Source organism: Streptomyces sp. NPDC093094 (assembly GCF_044754345.1).
Taxonomy (GTDB): domain Bacteria; phylum Actinomycetota; class Actinomycetes; order Streptomycetales; family Streptomycetaceae; genus Streptomyces.
On record NZ_JBIVOX010000006.1, the window covers coordinates 35,492 to 54,349 of the forward strand.

An 18,858-nucleotide genomic window follows, 5' to 3' on the forward strand; every position below is an offset into this window, starting at 1 on the left:
TGGGTCAGGCCACCGGATCGGGCTGCCGCAGCAGCGTGTCGGCCTCGGCGACCATCTGCCGTACGGCCTTCTCGGGGGTGGTGTTGCCGAGCAGGGCCGACTGCAGGGGCTGGCACATCCGGTTCTGGAAGTTCGAGCCCGCTCCGGCGAACCAGTTGGGCGGATCGAGCACGGCGACCTCGGCGGCCCGCGCGTACGAGGACTGCGGGTCGAGGGCGGCGTAGGCGGGTTCGGCGACCACGGGCTGGTACGCGGGGATGTGGCCGGCGCTCGCCCAGGTCAGGGACTGCTTGACGATCTCGGCGACGTACCGGTGGGCCTCGCGGCGGCGGGCCGGGTCGGGGTTCTTCTGGTGCGGCAGGACGAAGCTGTGGCTGTCGGTGTAGACGGCCGGTTCACCGAAGACCGTGGGGAAGGGCGCGGCGCCGAGCGGGATGCCGGACTTCTTCAGGGTGGGCAGTTCCCACTCGCCCAGCATGACCATGCCGCCGCGGCCGCCGATGAATCCGGCCATCGCGCCGGTGTAGTCCAGGTTGTTGGGGTTGGTCCGTCCGTCGAAGAGCTGCTGCATGAACGTCACGACGCGCACGGCGGCGTCGACGTCGATCTCGGGGGGTCCGCCGCCGGGGAGGGTGAAGGACGCGCCGGTCTGGGCGTAGAGGGCGGCGAACTGGCGCCAGTTCTGCGCCGTGTCGGTGACGTGGCCGAACAGGATGCCCGACTGTCCGGTCGCCTCCGCGAGCGCCTTGCCGGCGTCCAGGAACGCCTCGGGCGAGCCCATCGGGGCGAGTTCGCCGGAGGAGTCGAGCAGTCCGGCGGTGCCGGCGGCCTCCTTGTCGTAGAAGACGATGAAGGGGTGGACGTCCAGCGGGATCGCGTGGACGACGCCGTCGTGCCGGGTCCGCTGCCAGACGGCCGGGGTGAAGTCCTTCTCGGTGACGCCGAACTCGGCGAGCAGGTCCAGGTCGAAGGGGTCCAGGAGGCCGCCGGGCGCGTAGCCGGCGAGCCGGGACAGATGCAGGACGGCGATGTCGGCGGCGCGGCCCCCGGCGGCCGACATGGCCAGTTTGGTGTAGTAGGAGGGGCCCCAGTCGAGGATCGTCCGCTGCACGTCGAAGCCGTGCCGGCCGCGGGAGACGGCCGCGATCATGTCGTCCATCAGCATGCCGTCGCCGCCCTGGAAGAGGTCCCAGACGCTGAGGCCGGAGGCGCCCGAGGCCGCGGCCGGCGAGGAGCAGCCGGACAGCGGTCCCACGGCGGCCAGTGCTCCCGCCGCGGCCAGGGTGTGGCGCATCAGCCGGCGGCGGGACAGGCCGCGCGGCCGGTCGGAGGGTGGCGCTGCTTCGGGTACGGGGTGACGGGAGGACATCGCGGACCTTTCGACGGCCGGACACGCGTGCCGGAACGGCGGTGGGGCCACGGGGAGATGGCCCCACCGGGGGCGGCATGCGGCGGGTCGCACCGAGTGGATCGATGCGGTGGCTCGTTTTTACATCGATGTACATTGGCTGTAAAGAGCCTCGGGCACATGGTCCGGACCGATGCCGGGCCGCCTCGAAGGGCTGGACTCAGGCCCGCGACGTGCCGGGACATAGACTCGGCGGGCGTGAGGGGCAGGGAGGTCTCGGTGGCACGACCCAGGATCAAGGACGTCGCACGGCACGCGGGGGTGTCGGAGAAGACGGTCTCCAACGTGATCAACGACTACGTCCATGTCTCCGAGCGGACCCGGCGTGCGGTGCAGGAGGCGATCGAACACCTCGGCTACAGGGTGAACCTGGCCGGGCGTCACCTCCGCAAGGGACGCACCGGCATCATCGCCCTGGTCGTCCCCGAGCTGGACGTGCCCTACTTCGCCGAACTCGCCCGGCACGTCGTGCGCGAGGCCGGGGCGCGGTCGCTGACCGTGCTGATCCATCAGTCCGGGGGCGAGCGCGACCACGAGCTGTCGGCTCTGGCCGGATTCGGCTCCGCCTTCGTCGACGGGGTCATCCTCAGCCCGCTCGCCCTCACGGCCGACGACCTGCGCGACCGCGCGGGCGCCCCGCCCACCGTGCTGCTCGGCGAGTTGCTGGAGGAGGGCGCGGACCATGTCGCCATCGACAACGAGAAGGCCGCACGCGAGGCGACCGAGCACCTGATCGCCCTCGGCCGCCGTACGATCCTGGCCGTCGGCGGCCGTGACAGCACCGGCCTGGGCACGGCCGAGGCACGCACCCGCGGCTACCGCAGCGCCCTCGCGGAAGCGGGCATCGCCCACGACCCGGCCGGGGTGGTCCCCGTCGCGTCGTTCCGGATGCCCGACGGCGCCGCGGCGGTGAACCGGGCGCTGGAGGACGGCGCACGGCCGGACGCGCTGCTGTGCCTCAACGACCAGCTCGCCCTCGGCGCACTGCGGGCGCTGCACGAGCACGGCATCCGGGTGCCCGAGGAGGTGGCCGTCATCGGCTTCGACGACGTGGAGGGCGGCCGCTTCAGCGTGCCGACGCTGAGCACGGTGGCGCCGGACAAGGCCGCGGTGGCCAAGCTGGCCGTCGAGCTGCTTCAGCACCGGATGGACGAGGCGGCGGGAACCGGCGAGTCCGACGGCCCCGGCGACCGCCCGCCGCGCGACCTGGTGGTACCGCACCGGCTGGTGCTGCGCGAGAGCACGGAGGGACCGGCGGGGCGGTGAGGGCCGCGGGAGCGGCCGCGGAGACGACAGGGCCCGCGGAGACGGCGAAGACGGCGGAGACGGCGGAAGCGGCGGAGCCCGCGAAGACGGCGGAGACAGCGGAAGCGGCGGAGCCCGCGAAGACGGCGGAGACAGCGGAAGCGGCGGAGACGGCGGAAGCGGCGGAGACGGCGGAGACGAGGGAGCTGCCTCGTGCGGGGCCGGGCGGGGCCGGGCCTCGGCACACGCGGTGGGGCACGCGCAGGACGGCGGTGTGACGGACGCGGCAGGGCCGGGGGCGTCCTCGCCCCTGGTTGCCGCGCCCGTCCCGTGCAATGATCCCTACTCGACAGTAACTCCTTGTGCCAGGTCGGGAGGCAGCGCCGTGGCCCGTGTGTTCAGCGTGAGCGACAGCATCGTCATCGACGTCGCGCCCGCGGTCGCGTACCGCGCGGTGAGCCGTCCTTCCGACATGGGCCGCTGGAGTCCGGAGAACCTGGGGACGGCTCCCGGAACCGCGCAGGGCCCGGTCACGGCCGGGGAGACGTTCGTCGGACGGAACAGGCGCGGGAGGTTCCGCTGGGTGACGCGGTGCACGGTCACCGCGGCGGACCCGGAGCGGACCTTCGCCTTCCGGGTGCACGAGATCGGGCTGACCCGGCCGCGCCTGCGGGCTCCGATCGCCACCTGGGAGTACCGCTTCGAGCCCGCCGGTGACGGCACCCGTGTGACCGAGACCTGGACGGACGACCGCCGGCGGTGGCCGACGTTCGCCGCGAACCTCTTCGACCGGATCGCCACCGCGGGCAGCACCTTCGCCGACTTCCAGGCCCGCAACATCGCCAGGACCCTGCGCAATCTCAAGCGGGAGCTGGAGCAGGAGAGCGCCGGGGAGAGCGTCTAGGAGGCCGCCTTCGCGCCGTCCTCCGTCTCCCGGACGGCAGGGCCGGTCGCGTGGGCCGGCCGAGGAGCGATCGCCTGCACGTCCGCGCCTTCGCCGGCCCACAGCCCGGCGAACAGCGCGGCGGCCGCCTCCAGGAGCCCCGCCCGCCCGAGCCCGCCGCCGGCCGCCGATCCGCAGTCCACGCCGCCCCGTCGAGACGGACGGCCGGTGCGTCAGGCGGTCGCGGGCCGCCCCGTCAGCCGACCGGTCCGTCAGCCGACCGGTCCTCAGCCGACCGGCCCGTCGATCGACCGGCCCGCCGTGGACCCCGGCCCGTCGCCGGACCCGGCCGCGAGCACCGACTCCCCCACGGCGGTACGGGCGTACAGCACGACGCGTCCGGCCCGGTGCGCCGTGACGAAGCCGGCGTCGCGCAGCGCGGTCAGGTTCTGCGAGACCCCGGCCATGGAGATGCCGGTGCGCCGGGCCAGTTCCGTCGTGGTGGACGGCGTGTCGAGTTCGGCGAGGAGCCGGGCGCGCGACCGCCCGAGAACGGCGGCGAGCGCGGCGCCGCCGGTGACGGTACGGCGCTCCCACAGCGTGCCGACACCGCGGGCGCGGTAGGCGAGCTGGGGCGGATCCGGCGGCGAGACCCGGGTCGACAGGCCCGGCCCCTTGAAGGCACAGGGGATCAGCAGCAGCCCCGGCCCCGCCGTGTCCCGCGACAGGGTCCGCCGGCGACGCACCACGCGCAGCACGTTGTCGTCCCAACTGGCCAGCGGGTGCAGCTCGTTCAGCAGACGTCCGGCGCCGTGTCCGGCGACCTGACGGGCCCGGTGGAGGATGTCGGCGTCGAGCACCGCGCGGATGCGCGACCAGTAGGGGGCGAGGGCCAGTTCCCAGTAGGTCTCGATCTCCTCCGCGAGCCGCGCCGACCGGGACGCCGGGTCCGCGTGCAGCGACCGCGCCCTGGGGCCGAGGGCACCCTGGTGGCGGGCGAGATGACCGAGGTCCCTGCGGACCCGGTCGGCGGGGGCGGCCAGGACCGCGTCCAGCTCCTCGGCCAGGGCCGGACCGGGCCCGGTGGGCGCGGGATTGAGGAAGTCCGGGACGTAGCCCGCGGGCGGGATCAGCTCGGCCAGCCATCCCTGGTGCAGGCCCGCGGCGGTGAACCGGGGCCGCACCTGTTCCAGCCAGCGCCGGTGCAGGGGATCCGCGGCGCCGGAGACCAGCAGACGGAAGCTCGTGCCCACCTGCCACATCGGGGAGACGGCGAACCGCGTCCGTGCCAGGTCCGCGACCGAGAACTCCAGCTCCGCCGGCACGGCCGCCTCCGGGATTCACGTATGCCTGAATCGATGGCGGCCACCCTAGCGTGCGGAGATCATCCCGCCATGACCTCTGAGACGATCACCGCCGCGGCCTCGGGAACCTGGACACTGGGAGACCGCACGGTCAACCGGATCGGCTTCGGGGCGATGCGTCTGCCGCAGACCGGCAGCGCGCTCGTCGCCGACGCCGTGCCGCGCGACCGGGAGCAGGCCGTGCGTGTTCTGCGCCGCGCGGTCGAACTGGGTGTGAACCACATCGACACCGCCGCCTTCTACTTCTCGCCGCTGCGCTCGGCCAACGAACTGATCAACCGGGCCCTGGCCCCGTACCCGGACGACCTCGTGATCGCCACCAAGGTGGGCCAGCCGCGCGACCCGTCGGGGGCCTGGCTGCCGCACGCGGGCCCGGAGCAGCTGCGCGGACTGGTCGAGGAGAATCTGCGGCAGCTCGGCCGCGACCATCTGGACGTGGTGAACCTGCGGATCGTCGGGACCGGTTCGATCGCCGAACGTTTCGGTGTGCTGGCCGAGTTGCGCCAGGCGGGCCTCGTGCGTCATCTGGGCCTGTCCAACGTCCACCCGCACCATCTCGACGAGGCCCGGGCCATCGCGCCGGTGGTGTGCGTGCAGAACATGTACGGGCTCGGGGTGCGTCCGGACCAGGACGCGTTCGTCCGCACCTGCGGTGCGCAGGGGGTCGCCTTCGTGCCGTTCTACGCCATCGCCGCCACGGGCCGGCAGGCCGGGGCGGTCGGCGCCGAACATCCCGAGGTGCTCGCCGTCGCCCGGGGGCGCGGTGTCACTCCCGCCCAGGTGCGGATCGCCTGGACGCTGCACCGGGGCCCGCATGTGCTGGCCATCCCCGGTACCGGCGATCCCGCCCATCTGGAGGACAACGTGGCCGCGGGAAGCCTTCGTCTGTCGGACGAGGAGCTGGCCCTGCTCGACTCCGCCCACAGGACGTCCGGCTGACGGGGCGTCGGCCGCACCGCACCGCACCCCCGCCCTGCATCGGCAGGTTCACCGCCAAAGGCGACCCGGCGTACGTGTGGGACCGGTACAAGTCGAACGGCTGCCTCTTCGGCTCCCACCGCGCGACCATGATGAGCGGCTGGGACCCGACGCCGCACGTCGACGGCCCCGGCCATCACGGCTTCGTGCTCCTCGACGGCGACATCGCCACGAGCCCGCCCGCCCGCCCGCCGGACCCGTGTTCCCCCTGATGTTCCACGCCGTGCCGAAGGGGACGCCGTACGCGTGGGAGAACCGCTCCTGGTGCACCGGCACGTTCTGCCGGTGGGGCGGGACCGCCTACCGCCTACCGCCTACCGCCTACCGCCTACCGCCTACCGCCGCGCGAACGTCCCGGGGCCGACGACGGACACCGGCTGGCGCCTCAAGTTCTCCGGGTGAGGAAGACCTCGTCGGTGAAGCACCAGGCCCAGTCCTCGTCGGGCGCGAGGGACACGGCCACCGGGTGACCGGTCTCGGCGTGGTGGGCGTGGGCGTGCGCCCCGCGCGAGCTGTCGCAGCAGCCGACGTGCCCGCAGGCCGCGCACCACCGCAGCCGTCGCCACGACCGGCCCCGGGCCTCGCAGCGGGCACAGCTGCGGGGCACGTCCGCCGGGGCGTCCGGCACGTCGAGATGGGCACAGGCCCTCGGTTCCGTACGGCCGCCGTCGGAGGCGACCCGCCACACCGTCACGACCCGCTCCTCTCGTCCCGCCCCGTTCTCTTTCCGCTTCGTCCCGCGGGGGGTCACCGGATGCGGTCCGGGTCAGGCGGGCCGGTGACCGGGCGGGGGCGCCGTGCTGGACCGTACGACGAGCTGCGTCGCGAGTTCGAGGCGAAGCTGATCGGCCGGTTCGCCGTCGATGATGCGCAGCAGGGTGTTGGCCGCCATGGAGGCCATCTCCAGCAGCGGCTGGCGGACCGTGGTGAGGGACGGGTGGGTCCAGCGCGCGACGGGAAGGTCGTCGAAACCGACCAGGCTCATGTCGTCCGGGATGGCGTGGCCACGCGAACGCAGCGACTCGAACGCGCCGAGCGCCTGGAGGTCGCTCGCCGCGAAGACCGCCGTGGGCGGCTGCTCCCCGGCGGCCTCCGCCTCGTCCAGCAGCCGGTCCATCTGCCGCCTGCCGGAGATGTCGTTGAACTCGCCGTACGGCACCCACCCGTCGGGCACGGGCAGTTCGGCCGCCTCCATCGCCGCGCGGAAGCCGTCCGCCCGGGCCCGGCTGCACAGCACCTGACGGGGGCCGGCCAGATGGGCGATCCGGGTGTGTCCGAGGCCGATGAGGTGCTGTGCGGCACTCATGGCCCCGGCCCAGTTGGTGGCGCCGACCGTGGGCACCAGCGCGTCGGCCTGGCCCACCGGATCGACCAGCACGAAGGGCACCTCCAGCGCGGCGAGCCGTTTGCGCTGCTGCGCGGTCAGGTCGGAGACGACGAGGATCGCCCCGTTGCTGCGGCGCGCGGCGATCTGGTCGATCCACTCGCGGGTGTCCGCGCTGCGCCCGTGCACCGCCGAGAGGACCATGCTCGCGCCCGCCTCGTGGAGCACCTCGTCGACACCGCGGATGATCTCCACCGACCACAGGCTGTCGAGCTCGTTGAGGACCAGGTCGACGACGGCTCCGCGGCGCCGGGCGGGGCGCCGCTGGTACCCGAGCCGGTCCATGACCTCCTCGACGCGCTCCTTGGTCTCCGTGGAGACGTCGGCTCGTGCGTTGAGGACCTTGGAGACGGTGGACACGGAGACACCCGCCTCGGACGCGATCATGTTCAGGGTGACTCTGCCCGGGGCTTCGTGCCTGTCCGCTGTCATCCGAGGTGTCCGTTCCGCTGGTGGTACGTGCTGCGCCGCTCCGTGGTCCGTGACGGCCGAGTCTGCCATGCCGCGCCCACGCGCCTCACTCCGCCGCGAGGCGGCCCGGGGAGGTCTCCCGGTACTCCGACCAGGCGAAGTCGGCGGTCATGGCGGAGCCGGTGAGATCCTGGGCGCACAGGCCGGCGAAGGCTCCGGTGAAGCCCCAGGCCGTGAAGTGCCCGGTGGCGGGATCGCCGAGCGTGGCGCTCTCGTCGGACAGGAGGGTGACGTCGAGGTCGGGTCCGACGGCCCTCCGTCCCGTGTCCCGGGTGCGCCAGGCGAAGTTCCCCCGCGCCCCGAGGACGGTCAGCGTCAGCTCGACCGGCTCGTCGGGGACGGGCACCGCGGCGGTGGGCTCGGTGTAGACGCCGTGGGTGCACAGCCCGACCCGCAGGACCCGGCCGAGCCGTTCGTCCCAGGTCAGATGGAGGTAGTGCCAGAGGGTGGAGTTGTAGTAGTGGACGAGGCCGGCCATCTGGAGCGGTGAGCGGGGGTCGGCGTCCACGCATGTCGTGAAGGTGAAGTCCGGTGCCTGCTGGCGGCGTCCCACCAGGCTCTGCCCGTGTGTCGAGCCGAGCGACTGGCCCCCGCGCAGCCTGAGCCGGCCCGGCCGTTCGGTCAGGCTGAGCCAGGACGGGTCGGGATGGCGGCGCAGCGTCGCCCAGCGGGGGCCGAGCCGGGGCAGGTCGAAGCGGTCACGGACGGGCTCGGGCGGTGCGGGCGCGGCGGGCAGCCCCGGCGCGGGCACAACGGTGCGCGGCAGCGCGCCGCCCTCCTGTCCGGTCGGCTGCGTGCCGCCGATGCGGGGCCAGCCGTCGGCGGTCCATTCGACGCGCTGGAGGGCGGTCTCCCGGCCGAGGACGCACGGCCCGAGCGGGGTGAGCGGGCGTGCCATGAGGTGGGCGAGGTACCACTCGCCGGACGCCGTCTCCACCAGGCTGCCGTGGCCGGCCTTCTGCAGGGGCAGCTTCTCGTGTCCCGCCGACGTCAGCAGCGGGCCCGCCGGGTCGGGCTCGTAGGGTCCGGTCACCTCGCGCGACCGGGCGACGGTGACGGCGTGGGACCAGGACGTGCCGCCCTCGGCGGTCACGAGGTGGTACCAGCCGTCCCGGCGGTACAGATGCGGGCCCTCGGTGTGGGCGAGCCGGGTGCCGGTGAAGATGCGGCGCACCGGGCCGGTGACACCGCGCTCCCGGCGGTCCCACTCCTGGAGGAGGATCCCGGCGAAGGGGTGCCGGCCGGGCCGGTGGTCCCACTCCATCCACAGTGCCCAGCTGCGTCCGTCGCCGTCCGGTCCGTCGTCGTGGAACAGGGAGGGGTCGAAGCCGTGCGAGGGGAAGGGGACCGGGTCCGACCAGGGCCCGTCGAGGGACGGGGCGGTCACGACGAGGTTGCGTACGTCCTTGAAGGCGCCGGAGAGATTGGTGACGTCGCTGTAGACGAGATGGAAGAGACCGTCCGTGTACGACAGACAGGGCGCCCAGATCCCGCCCGAGTCCGGGCGTCCGGCCAGGTCGATCAGCCGCTGCTCGCGCAGGAGACCGCCGAGGGGACGCCAGTCGACGAGGTCGCGGGAGTGGTGGACGGCGACTCCCGGCAGCCATTCGAACGTGGAGGTGGCGATGTAGAAGTCGTCACCGACCCGCAGGACGGACGGATCGGGGTGGAATCCCGGAAGCACGGGGTTGACGATGGCCGGGCCCCGGTCCGGCGGGCTCTGCGGCCGGTCGGACCGGTCCTGTTCGGCGGTGGTGGGCCAGGCGGCGGTCATGGTTCTCTCCCAGGGGCTCGGGGGCGCTCAGCCCTTGACGGCGCCGGCCATCACACCGGACACGATGCGGCGGGCGAGCAGGGTGAAGACGACGAGGACGGGCAGCACCGAGACGACGACACCGGCGAGCATCAGCGTGTAGTCGGTGTAGTAGCCGGCGGCCAGCTGGTTGAGGGCGATCTGCACGGTGCCGTTCTCCGGCGGCAGGGCGATCAGCGGCCAGAAGTAGTCGTTCCAGGCGAACATGAAGGTGAACATGCCGAGCACGGTCGCCGTCGTCCGCACGCCCGGCACCACCACGTGCCAGTAGGTGCGCAGCAGTCCCGCGCCGTCCATGCGGGCGGCCTCGATCAGCTCGTCCGGGATGTTCTCCTCGATCGCCTGGCGCATCCAGAACACCCCGACGGCGGAGACGAGCGCGGGCACGATCAGCGCGGACAGCTTGCCGTACAGCCCCATGTCGGTGACGAGCATGTACAGCGGGATGATGCCGAGCTGGGTGGGCACCATGACGGTCACCACCACGCAGACCAGCAGCGGGTCGCGTCCCCGGAAGCGGAGCTTGGCGAAGGCGAAGCCGGCCAGTGAGGAGAGCAGCACGTTGCTGACCGCGGTGGTGCCGGCGACGACGAGGGAGTTGCCGAGCGCCTGCCAGAACGCGGACAGTTCGAAGACGCGCCGGATGTTCTCGACGAGGTGGCCGCCGGGTACGAGCGGCGGGGTGGTCCCGGCGAGCACCGAGTTGTCGTCGTGCGAGGCCACGACGAAGCTCCAGTACAGCGGGAAGACGGAGGCGGCGGTGATCGCGGCGAGGACGGCGTGGGCGAGCGGGCCGGCCTTGTCGTGGCCGCCGGGTCCGCGCGGGCGGGCGGCGCGGCGGCGGGACGCGGGTGTGCGGTCCTGGGCGGGGGCCCGGGTGGGTGTGGTGACGGCCAAGGGAGTTCTCCTGGTCGGCGGGGGTCGGCGGGGCGGAGGTCAGCCGCGCTGGGAGCGTCGGGCGAGCAGGAAGTTGAAGGCGGCGACGACGGCGATGACGAGGAACAGCACCCAGGAGACGGCGGAGGCGTATCCGGCGTCGTTGTTGATGAAGCCGTACTTGTAGAGCATCAGCGTCAGCGTCTGGAACTGGTGCTCGGCACCGCCCTCCGCGTTGCCCTGCTGGTCGAAGAGGAAGGGCTCGGCGAAGAGCTGGAGGCCGCCGATGGTCGAGATGACCACGGTGAAGACGATGGTGGGCCGGATGGCCGGAAGGGTGACCTTGCGGAACGTCAGGAAGCGGCCCGCGCCGTCGATCTGCGCCGACTCGTACAGGTCGCGGGGCACGGCCTGCATCGCGGCGAGGAAGATCAGCGCGTTGTAGCCGGTCCAGCGCCACATGACCATGAAGCTGATGGCGAGGTGCGAACTCCAGGTGTCGGCCGTCCAGTCGACGGGTTCGCCGATCAGCCCCAGGTTCTCCAGTGCCCAGTTGACGACGCCGAAGTCCCGTCCGAACAGCTGCGAGAAGACGAGCGCGACCGCGACCACGGACACGTACTGCGGCACCAGGACGAGGGCCCGCCAGGCACTCGTGGCACGCAGTCTGCGGTCCAGCAGCCAGGCCAGAGCGAGGGCGGCGAGGAGCTGCGGCGCGGTGGACAGGACGAAGATGCTGAGGGTGTTGAAGGTGGCGGTGTAGAAGTCCGAGTCCTGGAGGAGCCGGGTGAAGTTGTCCGGGCCGACCCACTCCCCCGCTCCCGTGAGGCGGTCCCAGTCGTGCAGGGAGACCCAGAACGTCCGCAGCAGCGGGTACAGCCCGAAGACGCCGAACACGACGAAGAACGGCGCGATGAACAGGTAGGGGAGCAGACGGCGCTCCGGTCGCAGCCGACGGGCCGGCGGGGTGCCGGTGCGCACGGGTGAGGCGGCGGGGGTGGTCGGGAGCGCCATGGCGGATCTCCGGGGTCGAGGGCGGCTGGAGGAGTGACGGGCTCGGGGGCAGAGGCGCGGGGACGGCTCGAAGGGGGCGAACGGCCGGCGGGGACACCGCGCAGGAGGCGGCGAACGGCCGACGGGCGGGCGCGACTCGAAGAAGGCGGCCGGCGACCGGCGGGGCGGCTCGGAAGGAGAGGGCCGACGGCCGGCGGGGCGGCTCGGAAGGAGAGGGCCGACGGCCGGCGGGGCGGCTCGGAAGGGGAAGGGCGGCGGCCGGCGGGGCGGGGGCGCCGGCCGCTCGGCCGGGTCAGCGGAGGTTCTTGGCCGCCTCGTCGAGGGCCCTGTCCCATGCCTCCTCCGGGTCCGCCTTGCCCTGCTCGACGAGCTGGAGCGCGTTCCCGAAGGGGATGCGGGCCTGCTGGTCCTTGGTGCCGCGGTAGTTGGGCTTCAGGTTCCGCGCGGAACCGGCGAAGATCTCGCCCGTCGGGGCGTCGTCGAAGTACTTCGAGCGCGTGCCGCGCACCTCGGCGTCCTCCAGGACGGGCACGAGGGAGGGCAGCGCGCCGACCGGGCCGGTGAAGATCTTCTTCTGGGACGCCGCGGAGGTGAGGAAGTCGGCCAGCTCGGCGGCCTCCTTCACATGCCTGCCCTGCTTGGGCACGGTGAGGAACGACCCTCCCCAGTTGCCGCCGCCGCCCGGGACCGCGGCGATGTCCCACTTGCCGGCGTTGCCCTCACCGGCGGCCGTCGCGATCTGGCCGGTCATCCAGGCGGGGCACGTCATGGTCGCCATCCGCCCGAGCTTGATGCCTGCGTTCCACTGCTGGCTGAAGGGCTGGAGGCTGGCGGACTGCTTCTCTGCGGTGGCCTTCGCCGTCGCCATGAAGAACTCGCGGACCTTGGGGTTCCTGTCCCCGATGTAGGTGTCCCGCGCGTCGAAGAAGCCGAACTCGGTCTGGTTCATCATCGCCGTGAAGATGTTGCCCGAGCTGTCGAACCACGCCTTGTCGTCGACCTTCTCCCGGAACTTCTCACCGGTGGCGAAGTAGTCCTCCCAGGTCGGCCAGAGCTTGCCGACCTCCGTGCGGTCGGTGGGCAGCCCGGCCTGCGCGAAGAGGTCCTTGCGGTAGCAGATGGCGAGGCTGCCGACGTCGGTGCCGTAGCCCATGACGAAGTCGGAGGTGCCGAGCGTGGCCTGCTGCCACTTCCAGTCGAGGTACTCGTCCTTGCGGGCCAGCGCCCCGTGGTCGGCGAGGTCGGTGAACTTGTCCTTCACCGCGCGGAACTTCGGCAGATAGCCCTCCTCGATCGCGACCACGTCGGCGGCGCCGCTGCCGGAGGCGATCTGGGTGGACAACTGGTTGTGGTGCTGGTCGAACTGGGAGATGCGCTCCTTGATCTCGACGCCGGGGTGGGTGCGCTCGTACTCCTCGATGAGGGGCTTGTAGCCGAAGTCGCTGAAGGTGGCGACGGTCAGGGTGATCTTCCCGTCGGCGGCGTCGGAGCCGCCCGTGCCGCAGGCGGCGACGGAGACGAGGGCGGTGGCGGCGAGGAGCGCCGCGGCGGTTCTGCGGGCACGCGTACGGCCCATGGTGATCCTCCGGGACAGGGGTGCGGGATGAGTGGCATCAAGGTCCCGGCAGACCGAAACTTCTGTCAAGAGTTTCGCGAAAACAGCCCTGGAATTCCCGATCGGGGGTCACGGCCGCGACGGCCCGAGGGCGCGGCCGACTCCCGAAGGGTAATTGACCTGCAAGTTTGTGAACCTTGAAGATCCAAGGCGTCAACATTTCGTAGCAGACTCCTTGTGAGCTGCGGGAATTCACGAAAGTTTCGTGGCAGGTTGACCGGTGCGGGTGCCGCGCCCACCATGCGAGCGCCGCCGGCTTCCCGCCGGCCGGCTCCGGCGGGACCTCCGCCGCGACCCCACGAACCGGAGACACCGATGACGTTCTTCAGACGACGCGGACGAGCCGCGAGAGCACTCGGCGCGGCCGCCGCCGCGGTCGCACTGCTCGGCCTCGGGCTGTCCGCGCAGGCCGAGGCGGGGACCGCCGCGGCCGGCGGCCGGGGCGTACCCGCCGACGGCAAGGTCATGCTGGTCATGGGCCAGGACAGCGACACCCTCTCCGCCTACCGCGCCGACGTGCTGGACAGGCCGTCACTGGGGGCACCCGCGCCCGGCGGCGTCACGCTCTACACCAACCTCGTCCTCGGCGGCTCACCCGCACCGCTCGCGGGCATGTCCGGTCCGGCCGACTGGGGCGCGGGCACCGTCGACTTCGCCCGCACCCTGCGGGAGTACCCGGGCTCCGCCCTGGCCGTCGGCCTGTATCTGTCGGACGCCACCACCGGCTGCAACAACCAGCCGCTGCGCGCCGTCATCGGCCGCGACGACGCCGACGTCACCGCCGGGAACCCGAGTCTGATCACCCGGTACCGGGCCGAGGTCGACGAGATGGTCAACCGGCTCAAGGGCTACGACCGGGATGTCCTGCTGCGCATCGGGTACGAGTTCGACGGCCCCTGGAACTGCTACAACTCCGACTACTACAAGCAGGCGTTCCGGTACATCAAGGGCCGTATCGACGCGCTGGGCGCGAGCCGGGTCGCCACCGTCTGGCAGAGCGCCGCGTGGCCGGTGAACACCCACACCGACCATCCGGAGTGGAACTACGTCGTCACCGACCCCGGTCACCTGGACGACTGGTACCCCGGTGACCGGTACGTCGACTGGGTCGGGCTCTCCTCGTTCTACAACTCCCGCTCGGTGAGCACCCAGTGGGGCTGCGGCTCGTACGACACCGACCCGGTCGGGCTGCAGAACCGGCTGCTGGACTTCGCCCGGTCCCACGGCAAGCCGGCCATGGTCGCCGAGGCCGCACCCCAGGGCGCGAGGACCGGCGGCCGGACCACGAGCTGCATCTTCCGCAACAACCCGGCCCCGTCGAGCGGCCAGGCGATCTGGGACGGCTGGCACGCCGGCTACTTCGACTGGGTGAACCGCAACAGGGACGTCATCCGGGCCGCCGCCTACATCAACACCGACTGGGACGCGCAGACCCAGTGGCAGTGCGCCGCGGGGGCACAGGCCGGCGGACCCGGGTGCGCGAACGGCAACTGGGGCGACTCCCGGGTGCAGGCGGACCCGACCGTCCTGAACGCGTTCCTGGCCGAGATCAGGAAGCCGATCTGGACGAACGGCTCCTCAGGACCGGCCCCCACGCCCACGCCGACACCCACCCCCACCCCCACTCCGACGCCGACGCCGACGCCGACACCCGGTGACGGGAGCTACACCCAAGGCGTCACCGGCGGTTCCGTGTGGTTCGCCCCGCAGGGCTTCCAGGCGACGTTCGTCACCGTGCAGTACCGGGTGAACGGCGGCGCCCCGCTGAACTACTTCCTCTCCTACGACTCCGCCGACAGGCGCTGGGAACTGCCGGTGCAGGTGCCGTCCGGCGGGACCCTCACCTACTCGTTCAACTACCAGCCCGCCACCCAGACCAGCCAGCTGACGACGCCGGCCTTCACCTGGAAGGCCGCCTGAGCACGCCCCGCCGCGACCGGGTGCCCGCAGCGCTTCGTACGCGTACGGCAGGCACCCGGCGCCTCCACCCCCCTCGCACCAGAACGGAGCACACGATGCCCCTCGTACGGCGCGTACGGCGCACGACGGCCATGGCGAGAACGCTCGCCACCGCGGCCCTGACCGCCCTTCTGCTGCTGCCCACCGGGACGGACGCCGGGGCGGCGACCGGGACGACCGGGATCGCGGCCGGGCCCCCCGAACTGCTCCTGGGCCAGTCCGGCGCCGGCGCCTGGAACGACTTCGAGACCTTCGGACGCGACGCCGACGGAGGCTCGGTCTACTACGAACTGCGCAAGGGCGACTGGGTCTCCGACACCCACCGCCGGTACGCGACCGCCCTCGCCGACCAGGGCAGGACCGTCCAGGTCGGCATCAGCTGGAAGGACAACCCGCCCGGCTTCCCGGGAGGCGACGAGAACGCCAAGGCGGCCAGATCGCGGGCCGTCACCGCGGAGATCGCCGCCGGCGGCCACACCGCCTCCCTGGCCCGGCTGCTGGCGTTCGCCGACGCCCGTCCCCGCGCCCGGTTCAAGCTGCGCCTGGACTACGAGGTGAGCAGCTTCTACCACTGCACCGACGCGAGCTGCTCCTCGTACAAGAACGCCTTCAACCGTCTCGCGGGCCACCTCGACAGCCGGTCCAAGGCGCACAACCTGGAGTTCGTGTACCACCCGGTCCGGGGCGAGTTCGAGGCGCTGTACCCGGGTGACGCCGCCGTCGACCGGATGGGCGTGTCGGTGTTCGCGCACGAACTGTGCCTGCCCGTGTACGACCGGGGGTACCGGTACAACGGCACCCCTCCGCAGAACTACGACGTGGGCGCGAGCCAGTGCCGCAACGCCTACGTCGGCACCGACTCGCACGGCAACCCCGCCGCGGTGTGGCGCAACTTCGATCACGACGCCAATGTGCTCAAGCTGGTGAAGTTCGCCAAGGACCACGGCAAGCCGGTCGTGCTCTCCGAAGCCGGCCTGATGAACTTCACCGCCGACGGCGGCACCACCGACGGACTGGAACAGCAGCGCGCCGACGTGTGGATGAAACGCCTGTTCTCCCTCATGAACTACCAGGGCCCGATCCCGAACCTCAGCGGTCAGCACGACCTCAGGGGGGTGATCCAGTCGGTCGTCTACATCAACCTCGACTTCCGCTACGGCTGGGACGGCGTCGACGACGGCAGCTTCGACTTCGCCCCGGACACCATGTGGTTCGTCGACGGCCGGCTCTCCCGGTACGGACCGGCCAGGACCACGTTCTGCCAGGGGCTGGCGGCAGGAGGATTCACCGCCCGCTGCCGCTGACCCCCACCGGAGGCGGTGGGTGGCGGGAGCCCACCAAGGGCGGTGGAAAATGTTGATTCCCTTCCGGTCCTGAGTGATTCCGTTGAGGACTGTTTCATGTTAGGTTCCCCAGCGCCCTGGTCCGTACCAGGTTTCCGGGGGATCCACTCATCCCCGTCTCGCACCGCTCGCTCGCCAACTCCACACAGTCCAGGAGGAGTTCGATGCGACGCATCGTCGCCTGTCTGGCGGCCCTGTTGGTGATGGCCGGAGGTCTCGTTCTCACCGGTACCACCACCGCCTCCGCCGCCGTCACACCCAAGACGCCGCCGCTCACCACCCCGTGGACCAGTCAGGTGTCCACGACCGACCCGCTGCCGGAATACCCGAGGCCGCAGATGACGCGGCCCGACTGGCAGTCCCTGAACGGGGAATGGGAGTTCCTCAACCCGCCCGCGGACGGCGCGGGCAACGTCGACCGCAACGCGGCCCCGCCCCTGGGCCAGACCCTGCCCGAGCGCATCCTCGTTCCCTACCCGGTGGAATCCGCGCTGTCCGGCATCATGCGCAACGACAACCGGGACCTGATGTTCTACCGCCGCGCCTTCACCGTCCCGCAGAACTGGTCCGGCCGCCGTGTGCAACTGCACTTCGGCGCCGTGGACTACGAGGCCACCGTCTGGGTCAACGGCACCCGGGTCACCGGTCACCGGGGTGGCTACGACCGTTTCGAGGTCGACATCACCCCGCAACTGCGGTCGGGATCCAACGAGTTGGTCGTACGCGTCTACGACCCGACCGACGGCCGCGGGGAGAAGCAGCCCGTCGGCAAGCAGGTGAACAACCCGAGCGGCATCTTCTACACCCCCACCTCGGGCATCTGGCAGACCGTCTGGCTGGAGCCCACGCCCCAGTCGTCGGTCTACTCCGTCGACATCCGGGCCGACCTCGCCACCAGCACCGCACGGGTGCGGGTCTTCACCCGCGGCGACGTCACCGGCCACACCGTCCTGGCCGAGGCCATGAACGGCACCCAGGTCGTCGGCCGTGCCACCGGAGGGTTCACCGAGTTCGCCGTCCCCGTGCCCGACGCCCGGCGCTGGTCGCCCGACGATCCGTTCCTGTACGACATGAGAGTCACCCTGCGCAACGCCTCGGGGGCCTCCGTCGACACCGTCACCAGCTACTTCGGTATGCGCGAGATCGGCAAGAAGCTGGTCGACGGGGTGATGCGGCCGACACTGAACGGAGAGTTCGTCTTCCAGATCGGCACCCTGGACCAGGGCTTCTGGCCCGACGGCCTGTACACCGCGCCCACGGACGCCGCCCTCGCCTCCGACCTGCAGAAGCACAAGGAGCTGGGCTTCAACATGGTGCGCAAGCACATCAAGGTCGAGCCGGCCCGCTGGTACTACCACGCCGACCGCCTCGGACTGCTGGTGTGGCAGGACATCCCCTCCACCCTCGCCTTCGACGCCAACCGCACCCCGGCGCAGACATCCCAGTTCGAGACCGAGGCCCGCGAGATCATCGACGAGCACCGCTTCTCGCCGGCCGTCGTCACCTACGTCCCCTTCAACGAGGGCTGGGGCGAATGGGACCTGGCCGAGACCCGGCGGGTCACCACCGACCTGGAGAACTACGACCCGAGCCGGCTGATGAACCCGCACAGCGGATACAACTGCTGCGCCTCCAAGGGTGATCCGGGAACCGGCGACATCATCGACTGGCACGTCTACACCGGGCCCGACGGCCCGCGCCCGTCGGCGACGAGGATCTCGGTGCTCGGCGAGTTCGGCGGCATCGGACTGCGCAACCCCGGCCACGAGTACAGCCCCAACGGGCAGTTCTTCGCCTACGAGCAGGTCTCCGGCGCCGCACAGCTCAACGACCGCTACACCGGAATGGTCCGCGACGCGCAGCAGCTGATGACCACCAAGGGCGTGTCCGCCTTCGTCTACACCGAGATCACCGACGTCGAGGGCGAGTACAACGGGCTGCTCACCTACGACCGCCGGGTGCAGAAGGTCGACACCGCCCGGCTGCGCGCGGCGCACGGGGCGCTCATCGCCGCCTCGCGCAATCTCAACGCCTCGCCCCGGCTGGTCCTCGGACACGTCCGGTCCTTCCGGGTCACCACCCCCGGCCACACCGACCGCTACCTGAGGCACTCCGACTCCACCGCCCGCACCGACGTCCTGAACACCGCCTCCCCCGACGGGGCCCGGCAGGACGCCTCGTTCCGGACCGTGGCGGGCCTCGCGGACGCGCGCTGCCACTCCTTCGAGTCCGTGAACTTCCCCGGCCGCTATCTGCGTCACGCCTCCGGCCGGGTCCGGACCGACGCCGACACCGGCGGCTCGTTCGCGGCCGACGCGACCTGGTGCGCCCGCGCCGGTCTCGCGGCGGGCGGCACGTCCTTCGAGTCGCTGAACTTCCCCGGCTCGTATCTGCGCCACTACGCCGACGTCGTGTACCTCGCCCGCAGCGGCGGACCCAACCCGTGGGACACGGCGTCGTCGTTCGGCGCGGACGCCACCTGGAACACGGCCGACCCCGCCCTGT

General features: G+C 71.9%; 13 protein-coding genes and 3 pseudogenes. 7 read left to right on the top strand and 9 right to left on the bottom strand.

The features are described 5' to 3' along the window. Positions 1-4: 4 nt before the first annotated feature. Complete coding sequence (locus ACIQGV_RS13725; RefSeq protein WP_402494176.1) at positions 5-1,369, bottom strand: extracellular solute-binding protein; 1,365 nt, start codon at positions 1,367-1,369, stop codon at positions 5-7. A 258-nt stretch (positions 1,370-1,627) separates the two neighbouring features. On the opposite strand from ACIQGV_RS13725, the gene ACIQGV_RS13730 reads away from it, so the two are divergent. Continuing rightward, the gene (locus tag ACIQGV_RS13730; protein WP_402494178.1) at positions 1,628-2,674 is read left to right on the top strand and encodes a LacI family DNA-binding transcriptional regulator; all 1,047 of its coding nucleotides are present in this window, start codon (positions 1,628-1,630) and stop codon (positions 2,672-2,674) included. A 364-nt stretch (positions 2,675-3,038) separates the two neighbouring features. After that, the gene (locus ACIQGV_RS13735; RefSeq protein ID WP_402494180.1) at positions 3,039-3,557 is read left to right on the top strand and encodes an SRPBCC family protein; all 519 of its coding nucleotides are present in this window, start codon (positions 3,039-3,041) and stop codon (positions 3,555-3,557) included. Here the strand turns inward: ACIQGV_RS13735 and ACIQGV_RS13740 are convergent. Together ACIQGV_RS13740 and ACIQGV_RS13745 are read right to left on the bottom strand one after the other, a co-directional pair. Beyond that, positions 3,554-3,739, bottom strand: a pseudogene (locus ACIQGV_RS13740) (NADP oxidoreductase); the annotation flags it as partial. The gene ACIQGV_RS13735 and the pseudogene ACIQGV_RS13740 overlap by 4 nt on opposite strands. A gap of 84 nt (positions 3,740-3,823) precedes the next feature. Then, positions 3,824-4,861: a DUF5937 family protein gene (locus ACIQGV_RS13745; protein ID WP_402494181.1), complete on the bottom strand. Its 1,038-nt coding sequence runs from the start codon at positions 4,859-4,861 to the stop codon at positions 3,824-3,826. Between the two features lie 69 nt (positions 4,862-4,930). Between ACIQGV_RS13745 and ACIQGV_RS13750 the strand changes: the two genes are divergently transcribed. Then, positions 4,931-5,839 carry an oxidoreductase gene (locus ACIQGV_RS13750; protein WP_402494183.1) on the top strand — a complete coding sequence of 303 codons (909 nt, stop codon included), beginning with the start codon at positions 4,931-4,933 and terminating at the stop codon, positions 5,837-5,839. A gap of 44 nt (positions 5,840-5,883) precedes the next feature. Further along, positions 5,884-6,280: pseudogene (locus tag ACIQGV_RS13755) on the top strand (hypothetical protein); the annotation flags it as partial. Here ACIQGV_RS13755 and ACIQGV_RS13760 read toward each other — a convergent pair. From ACIQGV_RS13760 to ACIQGV_RS13785, 6 genes are all read right to left on the bottom strand, one after another. Further along, positions 6,264-6,572, bottom strand: a complete 309-nt coding sequence (locus ACIQGV_RS13760) for a UBP-type zinc finger domain-containing protein (protein WP_402494184.1) — start codon at positions 6,570-6,572, stop codon at positions 6,264-6,266. The pseudogene ACIQGV_RS13755 and the gene ACIQGV_RS13760 overlap by 17 nt on opposite strands. A gap of 72 nt (positions 6,573-6,644) precedes the next feature. Next, positions 6,645-7,649 carry a LacI family DNA-binding transcriptional regulator gene (locus tag ACIQGV_RS13765; RefSeq protein ID WP_402494186.1) on the bottom strand — a complete coding sequence of 335 codons (1,005 nt, stop codon included), beginning with the start codon at positions 7,647-7,649 and terminating at the stop codon, positions 6,645-6,647. Positions 7,650-7,779: 130 nt separating this feature from the next. Then, the gene (locus ACIQGV_RS13770) at positions 7,780-9,507 is read right to left on the bottom strand and encodes a glycoside hydrolase family 43 protein (protein ID WP_402494187.1); all 1,728 of its coding nucleotides are present in this window, start codon (positions 9,505-9,507) and stop codon (positions 7,780-7,782) included. A 27-nt stretch (positions 9,508-9,534) separates the two neighbouring features. Further along, complete coding sequence (locus ACIQGV_RS13775) at positions 9,535-10,443, bottom strand: carbohydrate ABC transporter permease (protein WP_402494189.1); 909 nt, start codon at positions 10,441-10,443, stop codon at positions 9,535-9,537. 39 nt (positions 10,444-10,482) lie between these two features. Beyond that, the gene (locus ACIQGV_RS13780; RefSeq protein WP_402494190.1) at positions 10,483-11,436 is read right to left on the bottom strand and encodes a carbohydrate ABC transporter permease; all 954 of its coding nucleotides are present in this window, start codon (positions 11,434-11,436) and stop codon (positions 10,483-10,485) included. 292 nt (positions 11,437-11,728) lie between these two features. After that, entirely contained in the window at positions 11,729-13,012 is a 1,284-nt protein-coding gene (locus tag ACIQGV_RS13785; protein ID WP_402494191.1) for an extracellular solute-binding protein, read from the bottom strand. A 354-nt stretch (positions 13,013-13,366) separates the two neighbouring features. Between ACIQGV_RS13785 and ACIQGV_RS13790 the strand changes: the two genes are divergently transcribed. The 3 genes and pseudogenes from ACIQGV_RS13790 to ACIQGV_RS13800 all read left to right on the top strand — a co-directional run. Next, the gene (locus tag ACIQGV_RS13790; protein WP_402494192.1) at positions 13,367-14,971 is read left to right on the top strand and encodes an endo-1,3-beta-xylanase; all 1,605 of its coding nucleotides are present in this window, start codon (positions 13,367-13,369) and stop codon (positions 14,969-14,971) included. Positions 14,972-15,066: 95 nt separating this feature from the next. Then, positions 15,067-16,314, top strand: coding sequence for a hypothetical protein (locus ACIQGV_RS13795; RefSeq protein ID WP_402494194.1), 1,248 nt, complete (start codon positions 15,067-15,069; stop codon positions 16,312-16,314). Between the two features lie 242 nt (positions 16,315-16,556). Beyond that, positions 16,557-18,851 (top strand): annotated as a pseudogene (locus ACIQGV_RS13800) (AbfB domain-containing protein); the annotation flags it as partial. Positions 18,852-18,858: the final 7 nt, after the last annotated feature.

What these genes read in the sequence shown, in the direction of transcription:
- ACIQGV_RS13725 (WP_402494176.1), bottom strand. Translation starts at nt 1,369, where the DNA reads ATGTCCTCCCGTCACCCCGTACCCGAAGCAGCGCCACCCTCCGACCGG.
- ACIQGV_RS13750 (WP_402494183.1), top strand. Translation starts at nt 4,931, where the DNA reads ATGACCTCTGAGACGATCACCGCCGCGGCCTCGGGAACCTGGACACTG.
- ACIQGV_RS13765 (WP_402494186.1), bottom strand. Translation starts at nt 7,649, where the DNA reads ATGATCGCGTCCGAGGCGGGTGTCTCCGTGTCCACCGTCTCCAAGGTC.
- ACIQGV_RS13770 (WP_402494187.1), bottom strand. Translation starts at nt 9,507, where the DNA reads ATGACCGCCGCCTGGCCCACCACCGCCGAACAGGACCGGTCCGACCGG.
- ACIQGV_RS13780 (WP_402494190.1), bottom strand. Translation starts at nt 11,436, where the DNA reads ATGGCGCTCCCGACCACCCCCGCCGCCTCACCCGTGCGCACCGGCACC.
- ACIQGV_RS13785 (WP_402494191.1), bottom strand. Translation starts at nt 13,012, where the DNA reads ATGGGCCGTACGCGTGCCCGCAGAACCGCCGCGGCGCTCCTCGCCGCC.
- ACIQGV_RS13790 (WP_402494192.1), top strand. Translation starts at nt 13,367, where the DNA reads ATGACGTTCTTCAGACGACGCGGACGAGCCGCGAGAGCACTCGGCGCG.
- ACIQGV_RS13795 (WP_402494194.1), top strand. Translation starts at nt 15,067, where the DNA reads ATGCCCCTCGTACGGCGCGTACGGCGCACGACGGCCATGGCGAGAACG.